The sequence below is a fragment of the Algoriphagus machipongonensis genome (assembly GCF_000166275.1).
Classification (GTDB): domain Bacteria; phylum Bacteroidota; class Bacteroidia; order Cytophagales; family Cyclobacteriaceae; genus Algoriphagus; species Algoriphagus machipongonensis.
Genome location: NZ_CM001023.1, coordinates 1,563,015 through 1,581,333, shown reverse-complemented (window position 1 = coordinate 1,581,333; position 18,319 = coordinate 1,563,015). Strand labels below are relative to the sequence as shown.

The 18,319-nt window shown below is 38.8% G+C and carries 16 protein-coding genes; 10 read left to right on the top strand and 6 right to left on the bottom strand.

The window, feature by feature from the left end:
• Positions 1–85: 85 nt before the first annotated feature.
• Positions 86–1,108, top strand: coding sequence for a glycosyltransferase family 4 protein (locus ALPR1_RS06870; protein WP_008199469.1), 1,023 nt, complete (start codon positions 86–88; stop codon positions 1,106–1,108).
• A 549-nt stretch (positions 1,109–1,657) separates the two neighbouring features.
• On the opposite strand, the gene ALPR1_RS06865 is transcribed toward ALPR1_RS06870, so the two are convergent.
• Positions 1,658–2,581: an AraC family transcriptional regulator gene (locus ALPR1_RS06865; RefSeq protein WP_008199468.1), complete on the bottom strand. Its 924-nt coding sequence runs from the start codon at positions 2,579–2,581 to the stop codon at positions 1,658–1,660.
• A gap of 179 nt (positions 2,582–2,760) precedes the next feature.
• Here ALPR1_RS06865 and ALPR1_RS06860 point away from each other — a divergent pair, with 179 nt between their 5' ends.
• The 5 genes from ALPR1_RS06860 to ALPR1_RS06840 all read left to right on the top strand — a co-directional run bounded on the left by ALPR1_RS06860 (position 2,761) and on the right by ALPR1_RS06840 (position 7,474).
• Positions 2,761–4,287, top strand: coding sequence for an aldehyde dehydrogenase family protein (locus ALPR1_RS06860; protein WP_040302620.1), 1,527 nt, complete (start codon positions 2,761–2,763; stop codon positions 4,285–4,287).
• Between the two features lie 84 nt (positions 4,288–4,371).
• Complete coding sequence (locus tag ALPR1_RS06855; protein ID WP_008199465.1) at positions 4,372–4,770, top strand: DUF779 domain-containing protein; 399 nt, start codon at positions 4,372–4,374, stop codon at positions 4,768–4,770.
• Between the two features lie 56 nt (positions 4,771–4,826).
• Positions 4,827–5,993, top strand: coding sequence for a dipeptidase (locus ALPR1_RS06850; protein ID WP_008199464.1), 1,167 nt, complete (start codon positions 4,827–4,829; stop codon positions 5,991–5,993).
• Entirely contained in the window at positions 5,990–6,715 is a 726-nt protein-coding gene (locus ALPR1_RS06845) for a VIT1/CCC1 transporter family protein (protein ID WP_008199463.1), read from the top strand. Before ALPR1_RS06850 ends, ALPR1_RS06845 begins: the two co-directional genes overlap by 4 nt.
• Before the next feature lie 3 nt (positions 6,716–6,718).
• Positions 6,719–7,474 (top strand): DUF5995 family protein, encoded by a 756-nt coding sequence (locus ALPR1_RS06840; protein ID WP_008199462.1) that lies wholly within the window; start codon positions 6,719–6,721, stop codon positions 7,472–7,474.
• 70 nt (positions 7,475–7,544) lie between these two features.
• Here the strand turns inward: ALPR1_RS06840 and ALPR1_RS06835 are convergent, their stop codons facing one another.
• Positions 7,545–8,666 (bottom strand): DUF4407 domain-containing protein, encoded by a 1,122-nt coding sequence (locus tag ALPR1_RS06835; protein ID WP_008199461.1) that lies wholly within the window; start codon positions 8,664–8,666, stop codon positions 7,545–7,547.
• Between the two features lie 240 nt (positions 8,667–8,906).
• Between ALPR1_RS06835 and ALPR1_RS06830 the strand changes: the two genes are divergently transcribed.
• Complete coding sequence (locus ALPR1_RS06830) at positions 8,907–9,572, top strand: GDSL-type esterase/lipase family protein (protein ID WP_008199459.1); 666 nt, start codon at positions 8,907–8,909, stop codon at positions 9,570–9,572.
• Positions 9,573–9,580: 8 nt separating this feature from the next.
• On the opposite strand, the gene ALPR1_RS06825 is transcribed toward ALPR1_RS06830, so the two are convergent.
• From ALPR1_RS06825 to ALPR1_RS06815, 3 genes are all read right to left on the bottom strand, one after another.
• Positions 9,581–10,165 carry an outer membrane beta-barrel protein gene (locus ALPR1_RS06825; RefSeq protein ID WP_161599219.1) on the bottom strand — a complete coding sequence of 195 codons (585 nt, stop codon included), beginning with the start codon at positions 10,163–10,165 and terminating at the stop codon, positions 9,581–9,583.
• Positions 10,166–10,234: 69 nt separating this feature from the next.
• A complete protein-coding gene (locus ALPR1_RS06820; protein WP_008199456.1) occupies positions 10,235–11,149 on the bottom strand; it encodes a glutaminase in 915 nt (304 codons plus the stop codon).
• A gap of 308 nt (positions 11,150–11,457) precedes the next feature.
• Complete coding sequence (locus ALPR1_RS06815) at positions 11,458–13,608, bottom strand: GH92 family glycosyl hydrolase (RefSeq protein WP_008199455.1); 2,151 nt, start codon at positions 13,606–13,608, stop codon at positions 11,458–11,460.
• 246 nt (positions 13,609–13,854) lie between these two features.
• Here ALPR1_RS06815 and typA point away from each other — a divergent pair, with 246 nt between their 5' ends.
• On the top strand, positions 13,855–15,660 hold the full coding sequence (typA, locus tag ALPR1_RS06810) for a translational GTPase TypA (RefSeq protein ID WP_008199454.1): 1,806 nt from the start codon (positions 13,855–13,857) through the stop codon (positions 15,658–15,660).
• Positions 15,661–15,811: 151 nt separating this feature from the next.
• Positions 15,812–16,735 carry a hypothetical protein gene (locus tag ALPR1_RS06805; protein WP_008199453.1) on the top strand — a complete coding sequence of 308 codons (924 nt, stop codon included), beginning with the start codon at positions 15,812–15,814 and terminating at the stop codon, positions 16,733–16,735.
• Positions 16,736–16,774: 39 nt separating this feature from the next.
• Here the strand turns inward: ALPR1_RS06805 and ALPR1_RS06800 are convergent, their stop codons facing one another.
• The gene (locus ALPR1_RS06800; protein WP_008199452.1) at positions 16,775–17,761 is read right to left on the bottom strand and encodes an aldo/keto reductase; all 987 of its coding nucleotides are present in this window, start codon (positions 17,759–17,761) and stop codon (positions 16,775–16,777) included.
• 155 nt (positions 17,762–17,916) lie between these two features.
• On the opposite strand from ALPR1_RS06800, the gene ALPR1_RS06795 reads away from it, so the two are divergent.
• On the top strand, positions 17,917–18,309 hold the full coding sequence (locus tag ALPR1_RS06795; protein WP_008199451.1) for a Dabb family protein: 393 nt from the start codon (positions 17,917–17,919) through the stop codon (positions 18,307–18,309).
• The last annotated feature ends 10 nt before the right edge of the window (positions 18,310–18,319 follow it).

Genomic DNA, 18,319 nt, shown 5'->3' with positions numbered 1-18,319 from the left:
ATAAGGGAGCAAGGAAACATTATCATGATGATTCTTTGCTCCTTCTCTTTTTTAAACCCTATTTTTATTTTTCTAAGCTTAAAAAATGATTCTCTATATTCACCCTGTACGAACTGCCTTTACAGATCGAGATCTGCAGATGATCGGGGATGAGTTAGAAATAAAAGCTTTAGAATTCACTCAGAACCCAGTACAGCTTCCATTTTACTTTATTTTACAGTTCTTTCAGCTCTTATGGTTTTTACCAAAAACTTCACAATACCTCTGCTTTTTTGGGGGCTACCACTCTGTCCTTCCCGTTTGGTTTGGAAAAGTATTTAGAAAGAGATGCTTGATACAGGCTGGAGGAATGGATTGCATCAACATGGCTGAAATAGGCTATGGAAATTACAGGAAAAAATGGTTGAGAAAAGCGACTAGTTACAGCTTCAAAAACTGTGATTTAATTCTCCCTGTTGCTGAAGCATTAGTCAAGCAAGACTACCGTTATGACTCCTCCATTTCTGAAAAGCAAGGTTTATTAAATTTGATACCTGAGCTCAAAACCGAGATAAAAGTCATTCCTAATGGGTTCGACACAGATTTTTGGAAAGACTTGAACCAAGAAAGACCCTCATTTTCATTTATAAGTGTTGCCACAGGGACCTCCCATTCAGTCAGAGCCAAAATTAAAGGCTATGATCTAATTGAAGAACTTGCATCCCGTCACCCAGACTGGAGTTTTACTTTGATTGGAGATCCTGCCTATCCTACTTCCATGCCCAACGTAAAAGTTCTAGGTAAAAAATCACCAAATGAGCTAATTCAATTATACAATAAACATCAGTTTTACCTTCAACTCTCCGCCTCTGAGGGCTTTCCAAATTCCTTAGGCGAAGCAATGGCCTGTGGATGTATCCCTGTTGGTTCGGCAGTAGGTGCTATTCCTGAAATCATTGGAGACACAGGAATCATTTTACCACAAAAGAGTCTTCCACAATTAGAAAATTTAATTAACTCTATTCCGAGTTCTAATATTGATTTACTTAGAAAGAGTGCTTCCCAAAAAATTCAAAAGATGTACTCGTACCAAAAGAGAAAGCAGGCTTTACTAAAGGCCTTGTCCTAAAAAAATTCATCTAGTATTTAGACCGAGAATAACGAGAGGATTTTCTCAAGAAATTTTTCCGATTTTTTTAAAAACCTCCTCCCCAAACCAATTTACTAGGGGATTAAACATTTGATTCAGATCAAATAATTCAGAAAATCAAAAATCCTGCACCTAAACTTAATCATTTCATAATCTGCCTATTTTGTGAAAATCAAAACTTTCATGATGATTTTTGGTATTTACCCCTCATATCTACTAAAACAAAAAATTTAACAGTCTATTCGTTTAAGAAACCAGTTTTTTCACTTTTCACACTTTTTTCTAAAAAATGAGGTAATTTTTAAACCTGTTTTTTGAATTCCTGCAAAAATCGATTTGAAAAGAGGGTAAAAAAAAGGGGGCTTTTCGAAAAAAGCCCCCAAATGTGGGTCTATTGTCAATCGTCTAAAACCAAATAATATTCGGCTGATTAGCCTTTCATTTCGTTTTTATGACTTCTTTAATTCCTTAAACTTAATAAAAATGAATTATATCACACAAAAACAGACAAAAATTTTTTGCTTTTTTTTAATTCGATTTGGTTTGAAAAACCTTTGGGGTCAAACCAAACTCTTGTTTAAAGGCTCGGATGAAATAGGTAATATTCCGGAAACCTGCCATATAACATACTTCTTGAATCTGATGATTTCCCAAAAGTAAATATTGCTTGGCCAGATTGAGCCTTTCATGAAGCACAAACTCCATAGGCGTTAAACCCAATTCCTGTTTAAATGATCTCAAAAAATGAGCTTTGCTCATACATGCCTCACCCGCTAAATCATCAAGGGAAATTGTTTCCCGGATATTTTTTTTGATATACTCCACTACATGTGCCATGCGATTTCCACTCGCAAGTTCCTTATAGGTCTTCTCTAACATATCTCTCGCCTGAGTCTGACTTAATCTGATAAGTAATTCTTTAAGTGCTAAAGTTGCGATCAAGTCCTTTTCTTTAGAACCATCCTTAACCCCTATTCGGACAAAGCGATTGATGATCTCTGATAAGTCTTGCGTGTTTATTAAATGAAAGTAACTCAGGTCCAATCCCCAGTCTTTGGTAATTACTTTATCTGGAAATTTCTCATTAAGCAGGTTAAAAGTTGCCTCTATCATTTCCTTTGAAATAGACAGAGCGATGCATTGGGTGGGATTATCCCATTGAGCTTCAGGAAAGTCAATTTTCATCACCTCATTCGGCGGCACGATAACAGATTCACCAGGTAAATATTCAAATCCTGGTTTATCAAATAGATGCATGACTTTTTTCCCTTTCAGCATAGTCGTCAACACCAAATCTCCAAAAACCAAATTCACATCATCAGCCTGCTGATGAGTCTCAAAAATATTCAACTCGCAATTTTCGAGGGTATAGGTCGTGCGGTTTTCTACAAGAGTTTTTAAGTCCCGGGTATTTCTCCAAGGCACTCCTGCAATAAAGTTATTTTGGGTCATGTCAATAATTTACGAATAAATAAATCACTCAAAAAAATAGCTCCTTTTTTTCAGCCATTAATTCCTTCTATATTTCCAAACGGATAAATATCAATACAGGTTGATAGGATGATGTTTCAGTGTAATTTTTTAGAAGAGGTAAATAGGAAATTTGATTAAAACCAAAATAACCGTCTATCATGACAACACTAACATTATCACAGTCTAAGCCTGTGGACCGCCCAGCGGTCAAGGAAAAATACGATCATTTTATTGGAGGCAAATGGGTAGCTCCCAGCTCAGGAGAATATTTCGACAACATCTCTCCGATCGATGGCAAGCCATTTACAAAAGCTGCCCGAGGAAATAAGGAGGATGTTGAGAAAGCCATTGATGCAGCGCATGAGGCATTTCCTTCCTGGTCAAAAACCCCGGCTGCCGAACGAAGTAGAGTTCTCAATAAAATTGCTGATATCATTGAGGAAAACCTGGAAATGCTCGCTCGGTTAGAAACAGTAGACAATGGAAAAGCCTTAAGAGAAACACGAGCTGCTGATTTACCACTTTGTATTGACCATTTTCGATATTTTGCAGGAGTTATCCGAGCTGATGAAAGTAGCATTTCTGAACATGATGAAAACACGGTAAGTATCGCGCTTCATGAACCATTAGGAGTAGTAGCTCAAATCATCCCTTGGAACTTCCCACTTTTAATGGCCACCTGGAAAATCGCACCTGCTTTAGCAGCGGGATGTTGTACAGTGGTAAAACCAGCAGAACAAACTCCCACAAGTATTATGGTTCTTATGGAATTAATTGGAGATGTTTTGCCTCCAGGTGTATTAAACGTAGTTTCTGGCTTTGGAGTAGAAGCTGGAAAACCACTCGCAACGTCCAAGCGAGTAGCAAAAGTAGCCTTTACGGGTGAAACCACCACCGGACGTCTAATCATGCAGTATGCATCTGAAAACCTGATTCCTGTCACCATGGAACTGGGAGGAAAATCCCCTAACATATTCATGAAGTCTGTAGCGGATGAAGATGATGAGTTTTTTGATAAAGCAGTGGAAGGTGCTGTAATGTTTGCCTTAAATCAAGGTGAGGTTTGTACCTGTCCTTCAAGAATCTTAGTCCATGAAGACATCTATGATAAATTCATGGAGAAAGTAGTAGAGCGAACCAAAGCCATTAAAATGGGACACCCACTGGCTGAGGACACGATGATGGGTGCTCAAGCCTCCAACGACCAATACGAAAAAATCCTATCCTATCTGGACATTGGAAAACAAGAAGGAGCAATCGCCCTTTGCGGAGGTGAATCAGCTGGACTCAATTCTGGTTTAGAAACCGGTTATTATGTCAAGCCTACCATCTTCAAAGGCAACAATAAAATGCGTGTCTTTCAAGAGGAAATCTTCGGTCCGGTAACCTGTGTCACCACCTTCAAAACTACCGAGGAAGCAATTGCAATTGCAAATGACACTATGTATGGATTGGGAGCAGGTTTATGGTCTAGAGATGCACATGAACTTTATCAAGTTCCACGAGCCATTCAAGCAGGAAGAGTGTGGGTGAATTGCTACCATGCCTACCCAGCTCACGCCCCATTTGGAGGATACAAAAAATCTGGATTTGGCAGGGAAAATCACCTGATGATGTTAGACCATTATCGTCAAACTAAAAACATGCTAATTTCCTATTCCAAGGATAAACTAGGCTTCTTTTAATATTGTCAATCTCTAATTCCAGAAAAGGCAGGGGAACTATCTCCTGCCTTTCTTTCATTAAATTCAATACATAAACCCAAAGTTATGCAAACTGTTAAAAGAGTATTGATCACGGATCAAGCCAAAGAAGTAATTGACACCTTGAGAAAAAGATTTGGCTCTGAGCTAATGTTTCACCAAAGCGGCGGTTGCTGCGATGGCTCCTCACCTATGTGTTTTGAAAAGGGAGATTTCAAGGTTGGAAGCCAAGATATTTGGCTTGGAGAAGTCTATAACTGTGATTTTTTTATGAGTGCAGACCAATTTGAATATTGGAAACACACCCAATTGACTCTAGATATAACACCCGGAAGAGGTAGTAGCTTTTCTCTTGAAATCCCAATGGGTATTCGGTTTTTGATTCGGTCCAAATTATTCACAATGGAAGAGCTAGGAAATTTGACACCCGTGAAGACTGGAGAAGAGATTTTAGCTGAAAACTAAGTCTCTACCCATTTACTTTCCAATTTTCATTATCTTCAATAGCCCAACCTTATGCTATGAAGAAATTAATATTTGCTATAGGAGTAATTATACTCCTGCTTTTTGCAGTCACAGTTTTTGTCCCACCCTATATTGAGGAGCAAAGAAACCCAGTCAAATCAGCCCCACCTTACTCTGTTTCTCCAGAAGCCCAAGCCCTATATGACCGGTTGGATTTTATTTCAGACCTGCATTGCGATGCTTTATTATGGGGAAGAAATTTGAGAAAACGTGGTGATAGAGGCCATGTTGACTTCCCTAGAATGAGGGAAGCGAATGTCGGTTTAGAAATGTTTACAATTGTTTCGAAATCACCAGCAGGTCAAAATATGAAAAGCAATAGTGCGGATGCTTTTGACAATATTACGCCGCTAACTATCGCAAAAGGGGATCCTCCAAGCAACTGGTTCAGCCTTATCAATCGCACTCTTGCTCAAGCCGAAAACCTTCACAAGTTTATTGAGAAAGAAGAGGGGCAGGTGATTTTTGTAAAAGACCGAACTGATCTAGAGCAACTCATCAGCGCAAGGAAAAAAGATCCATCGGTAGTAGGAGCAATGCTTGGGATTGAAGGAGCTCATGCTTTGGAAGGAGAATTAGATAATCTGGATAAAGTCTATGAAGCTGGAATCCGGATGATTGGCCCAACTCACTTTTTTGACAACAAACTAGGAGGGTCTGCACATGGTGAAAACGGAGCAGGACTTACAGCCTTTGGTAAAGAGGTGATTCAAAGAATGAATGAGCTCAATATTTTCATTGATTTGGCTCATTGCTCACCTGCAATAGTAGACGATGTATTGAAGATGACTACTAAACCCGTTATGGTCTCACATATAGGTGTAAGGGCTGTTTTAGATTCTCAAAGAAACCTAACTGACGAGCAGATCAAAAGAATTGCAGCCAACGGGGGAATAATTGGAATCGCATTTTTTGACATGGCAGTAGGCGAACCGGAGCTTGAAGGAATTATCGAAAGCATGAAACATGTGCGCGACCTAGTAGGAATTGAATACATCGCCCTAGGTTCTGATTATGACGGAGCCGTAGAAGTTCCATTTGATATCACAGGCTTGCCACTCATAGTAGAAGGACTAATGAATGCAGGATTTTCTGAAGCAGATATCAAAGCAATAATGGGCGAAAATGTGAAACGCTTTTTTCTAAAAAATCTAGACCAATGAATGAAGATCATATACACCAGCAAAGCACTTATTTCAAGAAGCTACAGGAATATCTGAGCGAATTTGTATATGGTGGAATAGATGGGGCGGTGACCACATTTGCTGTCGTTGCTGGAGGCTTTGGAGCAGATTTAGACCCTGGAATCATCATTATTTTAGGCTTTGCAAATTTATTGGCAGATGGGTTCTCTATGTCAGTAGGAGCTTATCTTTCAGCAAAAAGCGAAAAGGAAAACTTCAAAAAGCACGAAGCTATCGAGTACTGGGAAGTAGATAACTTACCCGAAAAAGAAAGAGAAGAAATCAGTGAAATCTATGAAGCAAAAGGTTTTAAAGGAGAATTATTGGAGCAGGTAGTGGATCAAATCACCTCCAATAAAGACCTATGGGTGGCAGAGATGATGAAAGATGAACTGAATATGATGGAAGAAACCAAGAGTCCTTTTAAAATTGGTCTCGCAACTTTCATCTCATTTATTATTGTTGGCTTTATACCCCTAACGGTATATTTATGGGACTTCTTTAACCCCATTTCCATTAATATTTTTATTTGGACGAGTATCCTCACCGGAGCGGCTTTTATGGTCGTCGGGTGGTTAAAGTCCATTGTAAATCAAACCTCAGCATTTAGAAGTATTGCAGAAACGGTAGCTCTAGGCCTTTTGGCAGCTGTTGTTGCCTTTTATGTTGGGGATCTTTTAGAACGCTTTTTTATCAATTAACCTATGAAAAACATTGATGAAGTTTTAATCAGAATGGATGAGATTGTAGCCGAGTGCAAGTCTCAAAATTCTAGAGTTGGGTATTTCGCCATTCTCTATAGACAAGTGACTCGCAGGATAAAACAGGGAATTCTTGCAGAGGAATTCGAAGATAATCCTAGAATGGAAAAACTAGATGTACTATTTGCAGGTAGGTTTATCGATGCATACAATCAATGGAAAAATAATCAAACCCTAACGAGAAGTTGGCTAGAAGCATTTGAAGCGAGCCAATCAAGCAAACACCTTGTTTTGCAACACCTATTTCTAGGGATCAATGCTCACATTAATCTGGACTTAGGTATTTCGGCCGCTGATACTGTAGGAGATGAACCTTTGCTGGGGATTCAAAATGACTTCAACAAAATTAATTCGATCCTTGCTGAACTAGTAGATGGAGTAAAAGCTAATATCAGTACTGTATCTCCTGTTTTTGGCCTTTTGATTCCACTTGCTAAGGGAAGAGATGAAATGCTGCTGAATTTTTCAATTCAATTGGCAAGAGACGGAGCTTGGAAATATGCTGGTGAATACCACGCAGCAACTGATAAAAACTTCCAAATTCAGGACAGAGACAATAACATTTCTAATCTTGCTAGAAAGCTGATCAACCCAGGTAAATTCTTAAGCTTTCTTATCAAAATCATTGGATTCGCAGAATGGAAATCAGTCAGCAAAACCATGGATCAATTGGACTCAGTCGCCCAAAAAGTGATTTAACGACTTCCTAATTTTGACCTAAAAGACAAAAAAGGTGTTTCCAATTTTAGAAAACACCTCTTCATTTTGACTATACTTTCTTTCCAAACTTGGATTCTATCTCCTCAATTTCGTATTCAGTCTTTACTTTATTTTTCCTGTTAGTTTTTACTTTATTCAAATCAGTAGCATAGAAATGTGTTTCTTGAAAATAATCAACCCTAGACTCAGACTCACCTTTTGCAAAGGTCCATTTTTCTCCTTTGAAAAGCTTCACTTTATCTTCATGCAATTCTAGGTATTCATCATAAGGCCCTCTTGGAGAAATCAATTTCACAAAGATTGGAGATGTCTCAATGGCGATAAACAAGAGCATAATAAAAATATTAGCCATCGCCATCGCAGAACTTTCCTCCGTCAATACTGCCAAAGCTTCCATTCTAGCTGCTAACCCATCAAACCCTTCAATTCCAGGTTGTTGTTTTTCAAATTCGGCTTGTCTTAAAGCCATAAAGTCTCTAATCTGGGCTTCAAGGGTATCTATTCTGATCTGATTCCTAGCCTTCAACTTATCCAAAGCCACCTGTGCAGCATCCAATTGCTCCTCTTTCTTTTTAGCATTGGTACCAATCCCAACAATCCCACTAGTACTGGAAGTCTTTTCGCCAAATCTCTCAGCATCATACTCATCTTGAACTTGATCCCGAAAACTCTCAGCTTCACTCACTTCAATTTTAAGCACTTCAATTTTGCCTTCAAGCTCTTGGATTTCAGGAAACCCCTTCGCCAAATTTGCTTTAGATTGAGCAATAAACTCTGTTCGCTTTTCATCAATCTTTCTATTGATTTCACGTTCAAACATTTTTAGCTCAAGTGGTTTAGAAATAACCAAAGCCAAAAGGACCGCTAGAACCAAACGAGGAATCGCCAATTTCCATTCGGACCAGGAATTTTCCTTTTTTCGCATACTGGAAACGATAAACCTATCCAGATTGAATATCATAAGCCCCCATAGCAAGCCAAAGAACATGGCGGGCCAAATAGATTGAAAAACGGTAAAGAGCGCATACCCTGCAGCCAAAGCTGCGAGCACTCCAGTGAAAAACACGGTAGCACCAATTCCTATATATTTATTTGATTCTGTCGGCGAGCGTTTTAATAGTGAAAAGTTAGCTCCACTACAAAACCAAAAGAAGCGAGTTACTTGAGACATAAGTGATTATTTGGATGAGTCTGGACTTATAACGCTAAAACTTCTCCAAAAAAGTTAAATTAGACATTCGAAAAGTCGAAATGTGACGAAATCATTCTAAAATGCTCATTAAAGTAGTTTTTTACTGAAATTTTGGGCTAGAATTGATTTTGAACAAATCGATAAAATGTCCGTACTGTACGAGAATGAGCATTTTATGGACGTTATTGATCATCTCAGAAAAAGAAATATATTTAGTTTATGAAACTTAAAACCCTAGTAACCTTAGTCCTATTTTTGAGCTTAACAGCAACTGCAAATCTCTTTGCTCAAGAAAATAGATTTGATCAGGAAATCGCTCAAATTAGCCAAGAGGTAGATAATAAAGGCTGGTCAAAAGGAAGCGTGCTTTTCACTGGCAGTTCCAGTATAAGAATGTGGAAAAACCTTCAAGCACAGTTTCCTGAAGTCCCTATCATTAACACCGGCTTTGGCGGTTCTACAGCGGAGGATTTATCTGCTCAACTATTCCCTGCGGTCTTACGCTTTGAGCCTTCAAAAGTATTTATTTATGAAGGGGACAATGATATCAACGGAGGAAAAACCGCCACTGAAGTCATGAAAACGTTGGATGAAATTGTAACCCGAATTCAGAAGCAACTCCCGAATACCACTGTCAACCTCATTGCAGCAAAACCAAGTATATCCCGATGGGAATTAAAGACCTCCTACCTAGTTTTGAATGATTTGATGAGACAATACTGCACGGCTCATGACAATGTAAACTTCGTCAATGTGTGGGATATCATGCTAGACAAAACAGGGAAGCCAAGAAACGATATTTTCATCGAGGACAACCTTCATATGAATGAAAAAGGATATTCTTTGTGGAAGGAAATTTTCACTCCTTTCCTTGTAGAGGATTAAATCTGAAATTACTTGATCTGAAAGGACAGTCCTAAAATTATCTGCTCTGTTCTAAATTTATCCTTCCTTTTCAAAAACTGATCTAAGGTCATTTTCTGATCATTGAGAACACGTTCATACCTTAAATCTAAGCCTACTGGACCTACATTAAACCCTAACCCAAACTGGTACCCCAAAAACAGTTTTTTGTTGGGTGAATTTTCAAAAAAGTCAGAATAGTTGTCTTTTAGGCTATAATGAAATGAAGGGCCTCCCACCAAGCTGATGAATTTAAAAAAATTCATCCCTACTAATACCGGAGCATCTAGGCGTCGCAATTTCACCGTCCCAACTCCAGCATCAAATTTCGTATTGGAATAAATTAGCTCAGGACGAAGAAATAAGTCGTAATTCCCCAATTTATAAAAGGCTCCAAAATGATAACCCGTTGAAGCTTGTGGGTTTTTCCAAATGGATCCGGCATCAGTAAAATACTTTCCTGATGTTGCATAGTTGACACCTCCCTTTACTCCAAAACCGGGTCCTTTATTCTGTGCATGGGACAAAAATCCACACAGAAATAAAGTTAGAAACAGAAAGTAAAACCGTAACATTCTCATTAGGAAGTGAGCCTTTATTGAATTTGCATCAAAAAGAGAACCAAAAGAAGTTTTGTTACAAATTTAAAACAATGAAAAGGATAGCTTATCGGTCAATAGCTCCAAAGCACGAATCGCTTTGACAGAATTCCCTTTCTCATTGAGTTCTGGACTCCAAACGGCAATACTGAACTTATGAGGCATCACAGCCGCTACTCCACCTCCTACGCCACTTTTCCCAGGGAGTCCAACCTTATAAGCAAATTCACCTGCTTCATCATAAAATCCACAAGTCAGCATTAATGCATTTACTCTGCGAGACTGGCTTTCTGTCAAAACCTGCCGATCTGCAAAAATTGAATAACCATCATTTGCTAAAAAAGAGAAGGATTTTGCAAGATCAACACAGCTCATTTCCATAGCACAATGGGAAAAATAAACTTCCAACACTTGATCTATTGGGTTATTGAAATTTTTGAAGGACTTTAAAAAGTAAGCTAAAGCCGTATTTCTTTCCCCATGATCCATTTCTGAATTCTTAACATCATTATTGACCATCACACATGTCTCTCCTGCGAGCTCATTAATAAAAGCCGACACTTGCTCTATAGGTTTCTCAAATTTGCTACAAAGGGCATCGGTAATTACCAGAGCCCCTGCATTAATAAAGGGATTTCTAGGAATCCCTTTCTCGTATTCTAGCTGCGCAATGGAATTGAAAGGGTCGCCACTAGGCTCCACATTGACACGAGTCCAAAGCTTTGAATTAAAAAAATTAAACACCATGGTAAGGGTGTGAACCTTACTGATACTTTGAATAGAAAATGGTTTCTGATGATCTCCTACACCAAAGACATTTCCTTTGATATCTACCAGAGCAATGCCAAACTGGTTCGGATCAACCGTGGCAATTTCAGGAATATAGTCTGCGACTTTGCCTTTTAAATTCTCTTCCTGAACCTCTTGGTAAACTTCTTCTATTAGCTGCTGGTAATCCATCTCAGAAAAGTCTGAAAAATTGGGAGAGAATGAAAGGTTTTTGTGAGAAAAGCTAAAAGACTGGAGAGCAGCTGAGCAAAGGGATTAGTCAGATTGTATTGCTATTAGAGTGGTTTCAATGGACTGGATTTAGAAACCAAACCTTATTATATGCATTTTCATTTTGGTTCTGCCTGTTATTAGTGTTAAGCTATAGAGTACTTTCTGGAACGGTCAAAAGCGCTCAGCTGGCATAAAACTCTCCCTTATTCAAATTGATATATTCTTCGACTTTTAGCTTTGCTCCCAGATCATTGAAAATTGTCAATTCAATTCGTCACCAACTCGATCTTCCCACCTTTTCTAAATAAGTCATGCCCTACAAAATATCCATCTAGAGTCTTTCCATTGACTTTGATCTCTTGTAATTTTCTTCCTCTATTTGGATTGAGGATCACTAAGTCATTTCCATTATCCACCTTCCAAGTTACATCGTCAAATAGTGGCACAGTCACCAAATAATCCGCGTCAGCTGGAGACATGGGGTACAGACCCACAGCAGCGCACACAAACCAAGAAGACATTTCACCGGCATCATCCATACCAGAAAGCGCCAAACCCTCTGGCCCAATACCATACAGCTCGTTCATGATCTTATCCAGAATTGCCTGTGATTTTTCTGGCTTGTTCACATAGTAATAGGCAAAAGGAGCCTCGTGATCAGGCTGGTTTCCCTGACAATACTGACCGATAAAAGTGGAAACATTTCTGGCAATATGATTTGGATTCCAAGGCTTGGTAAAAAACTCATCTAGCTTTTCCTCAAACATGTCTGGCCCACCGTACAGACTCACTAGACCAGGCATATCATGGGGAGCATAAAAAGAAACTTGCCAGGCATTCGCTTCTCGGAACATGTACTCATAATATGGATACTCCGTATCGAATGGAGAAATCCAATCTCCATTCTCCAGCCTTCCCCTCATAAAATTTATAGATGGATCGAAGACATTCTTGTAGTTCTGGGAGCGACTCATCAAATCTTGAAAATGTTCTTTATCACCTAGTGTATCTGCTAAAATCGCCAAGGAATAATCGTCATAGGCATATTCCAAAGTTTTGGACACTCCTGCCTTTGCTTTGGTCTCCACATGTGGGTTCTCTACTTGAGGGTCTGAGATAAAGCCTTTGGCAATGTACTCTTCCACATGAGCTCTAGGCCCTTTGGCATTATAGGCGTTATTCAAAAGGAAGGAGTATGCTTTCTGCACATCAAAATTACTGATTCCTCTCTTGTAAGACCCGGCGATAAATGGCGCCCCATGATCTCCATGGAAGAAAGTCGGAACAAATCCAGTAATTTCAGCTCGATTGATCAGGGAAGAGATCACATCTCCCGTTACTTCAGGAGACAGAATACTTAACAAAACCAATTTATTTCTATAAGTATCCCAAAGTGAAGGAATGGTATAATACTTAAAATCCTGTTTTTGAATCTTTCCAGCTTCATCTGAAAACTCTCCATTTGCATCACTGCGTAAAGCCGGCCAAAGGAAAGTACGATAAAGTGAGGTATAGAACATCTCCTTGTCCCGACGAGAATCGCTTTTTACAGAAATCTTAGACAGCAAACCATCCCATTCCTTTTCTGCAGCAGTTTGAACTTCTTCAAAAGAGGCATCGATTGATTCACTTTCCAGATTCTCTTTTGCATTAGCTATACTCACATAAGATATCCCGATTTTCATTGTTACTACCCCTGCATCTTGATCGGATAGAGAAAGAACAGCAAATCCGTCCTTCTGTCCTTGTGCTTCCAGTTTCAAATCGTTTACCTCATGGCTTAACTCAGCATAGAAATGAACTTTATCCCTTCCTACTCTTTGAAAACCCGCCACTGCTTTTGTACCAACTAAACGGATTTCCCAATCAGAAACTCCATTATTGGCTTTCCCTAAACCAAAAAGAATTCTACGTCCTTTTGAATTGTCAAAACTATACTCATGGAGACCTGTTCGAAGTGTCGAAGTCAACTTCACTCCCACTTTATAGTCATCTAGATAAACGTCATAATATCCAGGGCTGGCATTTTCATTTTCATGGGAAAAAGATGACTTAAAAGGCGCAACAGCCTCTGCAGAAATTGGCAATACCGGAAGATTACAAAGATTCCAATGGCCTTTATTCGTATGAGCAAAACCTAAAATCTCAGAGTCTTCATATTCATATCCTGCTCCTGACCCCCATTTCGTTATAGGACTAAGTTGGACCATCGCATTGGGCAAGGCACTTCCAGGAAAAGTCAATCCAGCCCAGACTCTCCAATCCTTGGGAGGTGTGTAGCCAATGACCTCGGGATCTGTTAGTGGTGCAGTTCCAATAAATGGATTGACTAAATCAGTAGCCTTTTCCTGAGAAAAAGCCACTTGAAATGATAAAGACAAAACACATAGACTAATAAGTTTAAAAATTATTTTCATGTGTAGTTTCTGTGAGGACTTTTAAGTAATTACTGATCAGTAATTTAGGTTTTACCTAAAATTGGCTGTCAATTCTACTAAAACTATTGCGCCTATCAAACCAGAATTTTATATAAGGAATCACACAAATCTTCATAAAAAGGCCATTTTCTTTTTAGATCTTCTTATAAATGAGCCAAACTTCACGAAGTCATAACCTTACTGCGAAATATTATTCGTACTTTTGCGCCTTCAATCAGGCAAACCATGCAGAATATTCGGAATATCGCGATCATCGCACACGTTGACCACGGCAAAACTACACTCGTGGATAAAATCATTCATGCTTCTAAAATCTTTAGAGAGAATCAGCAGTTCGACGACTTGATTCTTGACAATAATGATCTGGAGCGTGAAAGAGGGATTACTATCCTTTCCAAGAACGTATCAGTAAGATATAGAGACACAAAAATCAACATCATTGACACCCCTGGTCACGCCGATTTCGGTGGTGAAGTGGAGCGAGTATTGAAGATGGCCGATGGAGTTATTCTTTTGGTAGATGCTTTTGAAGGACCAATGCCACAAACAAGATTCGTTTTGGGAAAAGCTTTGGATCTAGGACTTACACCTATTGTAGTGGTCAATAAAGTGGACAAAGAAAACTGTCGTCCTGACGAAGTTCATGAAGCAGTTTTTGAATTAATGTTCAACTTAGATGCTACAGAAGAGCAATTGGAATTCCATACCCTATATGGCTCTGCTAAGCAGAATTGGATGGGACCTGATTGGAAAAACCCAACAGACTCAATCGTTCCTCTTTTGGATGCAATCGTAGATTATATTCCAGCTCCAAAAATTGAAGAGGGATCTTTACAGATGCAAATTACGTCTTTGGATTACTCTAACTTCGTTGGCCGTATCGCTATCGGTAGAGTAAAAAGAGGAAGCATCAAAGAAGGAGAGCAAGTAACTCTTTGTAAAAATGATGACGTTTTCAAAAAAGTAAGGGTAAAAGAACTTCATACGTTTGAAGGATTAGGTAAAGCGAAAGTAACTGAAGTTGTAGCCGGTGATATTTGTGCTGTAACAGGAATCGAAGACTTCGAGATTGGTGACACCATCGCAAGCTTAGAAAACCCTGAGCCTCTGAAAAGAATTGCGATTGACGAGCCTACCATGAATATGCTCTTCACGATCAATAACTCTCCATTCTTCGGTAAAGAAGGAAAGTTTGTGACTTCTCGTCACTTGAGAGATCGATTGATGAAAGAAACAGAGAAAAACTTAGCACTACGTGTTGAGCCAACTGATTCTGAGGACAAATTCTTGGTTTACGGTCGTGGAATTCTACACTTGTCTGTTTTGATTGAAACAATGAGAAGAGAAGGATATGAACTGCAAGTTGGTCAGCCACAAGTAATTTTCAGAGAAATAGACGGAGAAAAGAACGAACCTATCGAAACATTGGTAGTGGACGTTCCTGAATCTACCGCAGGTAAAGTGATTGAATTAGCTACTCAGCGTAAAGGTGAGCTATTGATCATGGAGCCAAAAGGTGATCTTCAACACTTGGAGTTTAAAATCCCTTCAAGAGGTTTGATCGGTTTGAGAAACAACGTGCTTACTGCCACTCAAGGTGAAGCTATCATGAACCACCGTTTCAGTGCATATGAGCCTTTCAAAGGAACGATTCCAGAAAGGACAACTGGTTCTATCATTTCTATGGAAAACGGTCCTTGTACTGCTTATTCAATTGATAAGCTACAAGATAGAGGTACATTCTTCGTAAATCCTGGAGAAGAGCTTTACGGAGGTCAAGTAATTGGCGCGCATAGCAGAGACAGTGATATTGTAGTTAACGTTCAAAAAGGAAAGAAGCTAACCAACATGCGTGCTTCAGGTTCTGATGATAACACTAAGATTGCTCCTGCAGTGAAGTTCTCTCTTGAGGAAGCAATGGAATATATCCAAAAGGATGAATACCTTGAAATCACTCCTAAAACCATCCGTATGAGAAAAATTTTCTTGGATGAAGGTGAAAGAACAAGAATGGCCAAAAAAGACGCTTAAATAAGCATCAAGAGTCAAGAATATATAAAATCCCTCAGACGAAAGTTTGAGGGATTTTTTTTTACTAAATAGCAAATAAAATTAGAACATTCGTTTAACTACACCGTAAATACTTCCGAACTTTGAGTAGAAATTATTCACTAACTTATTTATGAAAAGAACCCTTATCCCAGTGCTATTTTGCTTGGCATTTACCGGCAAAAGCTTTTCCCAAACCAAAAGCGATAAATTGTTTTTGAAAGACGGGCATAAAGAAGTTGTTATTAAGGAAGTTGGGACCGGGATCATTAAATACACCTATCCTGGTGAGGAGGTACTCTATTCTATCAGCAAGAATCTTGTAGATAAAATTGAATTTTCAAGTGGAAGAACTGAAGAATTCAAAAGCCCATTTAAAGAAGTAAATACACTTCTTGATATCGATAAAATCTTTGTCACTTTCAATCCAGTCGAAATAGAAGGCTTGGAAATTATGGGGGATTTATTTTCTAAAGCTGTTGGAGTAACTACACTTTCTAGTGTGAACAATGTGAATAATCGAGCGCTGACTAAATTGAAAACCGAGGCATTTATGATGGGCGCTAATGCGCTTTTCATTGGGAATCAATTTCAGAGAGGAAATCAGTACGGAAATGAAAATACCCCTGGCAATAGTACCATGACGACTTACTCTGCCAAAGCCTATTCCTCCGAAAAGCTAGATACAAAAGCTGCAAGAGCACTGATTGAAAACCACAAATTTTACTATCATCAAAAGATTCAACTGGCAAGAAATGGTTGGAGCCCAAGTATTTCAATTCAAGAATCAGTGGACAAAGAACTTAACCCGATTCTTTTTGATCTAGGGGAGGTTATTGAAAAGGAAGGTAAATTATTTGTAAAGCCTAAAGACTTGAAATTTAAAGGTGAATCTTTAGAAGTCATCCGAATCGGAGATGACATGATCACTTTAATGGACCGAACAGATAAAGCAGTCGTAAACTTTGATCTTTTATCAGATCAAAACATGCTTGTTCAAAATCAAATCAAAATGGTCCAATTAAGGAAAGAAAGAGATAACCAAAATAGCTTATAATAAAAGCCCCTTGAATCTCGATTCAAGGGGCTTAATTTTTTACCACAGATGATGCACTTCTGGCCGAATGTATTTGTCATATACCTCTCTTGCGATAGCCATATTTTTTTCAGATAAAGGTGCCATTTCCGAAACTTTGATGTTTGATTGCAGCTGTGAAAGCTTGGATGCACCTGGGATTACGGTACTAACCTCAGGAAACATCAGCACCCATTTCAAAGCAAAAGCCGCTAAGGAATAATCTGCCCCAATTTCTTTTTTCAATTCTTCTATCGCTGGAAAGGCAATTTCCAAAGGTACTCCAGAGAAAGTTTCACCTTTATCGAAAGCTTTACCCTCTCTATTGAAATAGCGATGATCATCTTTCGAAAAGCTAGTTTCGGTATTAATATTTCCACTCAACAGGCCACTCGCCAAAGGAACCCGAACAATCAATCCAATGTCATTTTTAGCAGCATTTCTAAAAAGTATTTCCGCCGGCCTTTGGCGAAAAATATTAAAAATCACCTGAATACTCGAGACGATTTCATATTTCATAGCGCTAAGTCCCTCTGTGATTTTCTCCACACTAACTCCCATCGCTGCAATTTTCCCCTCGCTTTTTAAATCTTCAAACAGCCCAAAAATTTCATCCCTGGTATACACCTCTGTAGGTGGGCAATGCAATTGAATTAAATCCAGCTGTTCTAGCCCCGTATTTCTGAGACTATCCTCCACATACCTTCTCAACTTATCAACGGTATAGCCTTGATTTTGATGAGGCTGAATCCTTCTTCCGCATTTGGTAGCAACAAAAATTTTCCCTGAAAATTCTCTCACAGCTTTCCCAACCGCAGCCTCACTTAAGCCAGCATCGTACACATCAGCTGTATCAATAAAGTTTACTCCATGATCAAATGCCTCAGCTAAAAGCTCCTCAGCAATTTTTGGATCAAATGGATTTCCCCATCCTCCACCAATCTGCCAAGTACCAAGGCCAACTTCCGAAATTTCAAATCCTGTTTTTCCTAATTTCCGATAATTCATGGTTATTTTATTAAAGAAATACCTGCTTTTGGAAAGCAGGTCCTGGGCGTTTCAAAATCGTTATCGAAAAGCAATATAAATTTTTATCTTTAGAATCTTTGAGGAATCGAAGTCAGATTTAACCCCTGCTATAAATTCCATTTGACAAATTTGACATGAAATCAAGACGACAATTCTTATCAACAATGGGAGTAGCAAGTGCTGCAGCCCTTTTACCTATTCAATCAATCGCTAAAGAAATGGCAAAACAAAAAATGATCCATCAAGTCTATTTTTGGCTACACGACGTAGCTAATACTGAAGAATTCCTAACGGAGGCAGTTCCAATGTTAGGAAGATGTAAAACAGTTGGGAAATTTATTGCTGGAACTCCTGCAGACACTGCGGACAGAGATGTAGTAGATCATAGTTTTCAGGTTTCTTGTACTATTTTCTTCGACAGTTTAGAAGATCAAAACGTATATCAAACTGACCCAACTCATTTAGAATTTATCGAGAAATATTCATCAATGTGGAGTAAAGTCCAAGTTTACGATATCGCTATCTAATAGCTTCTAA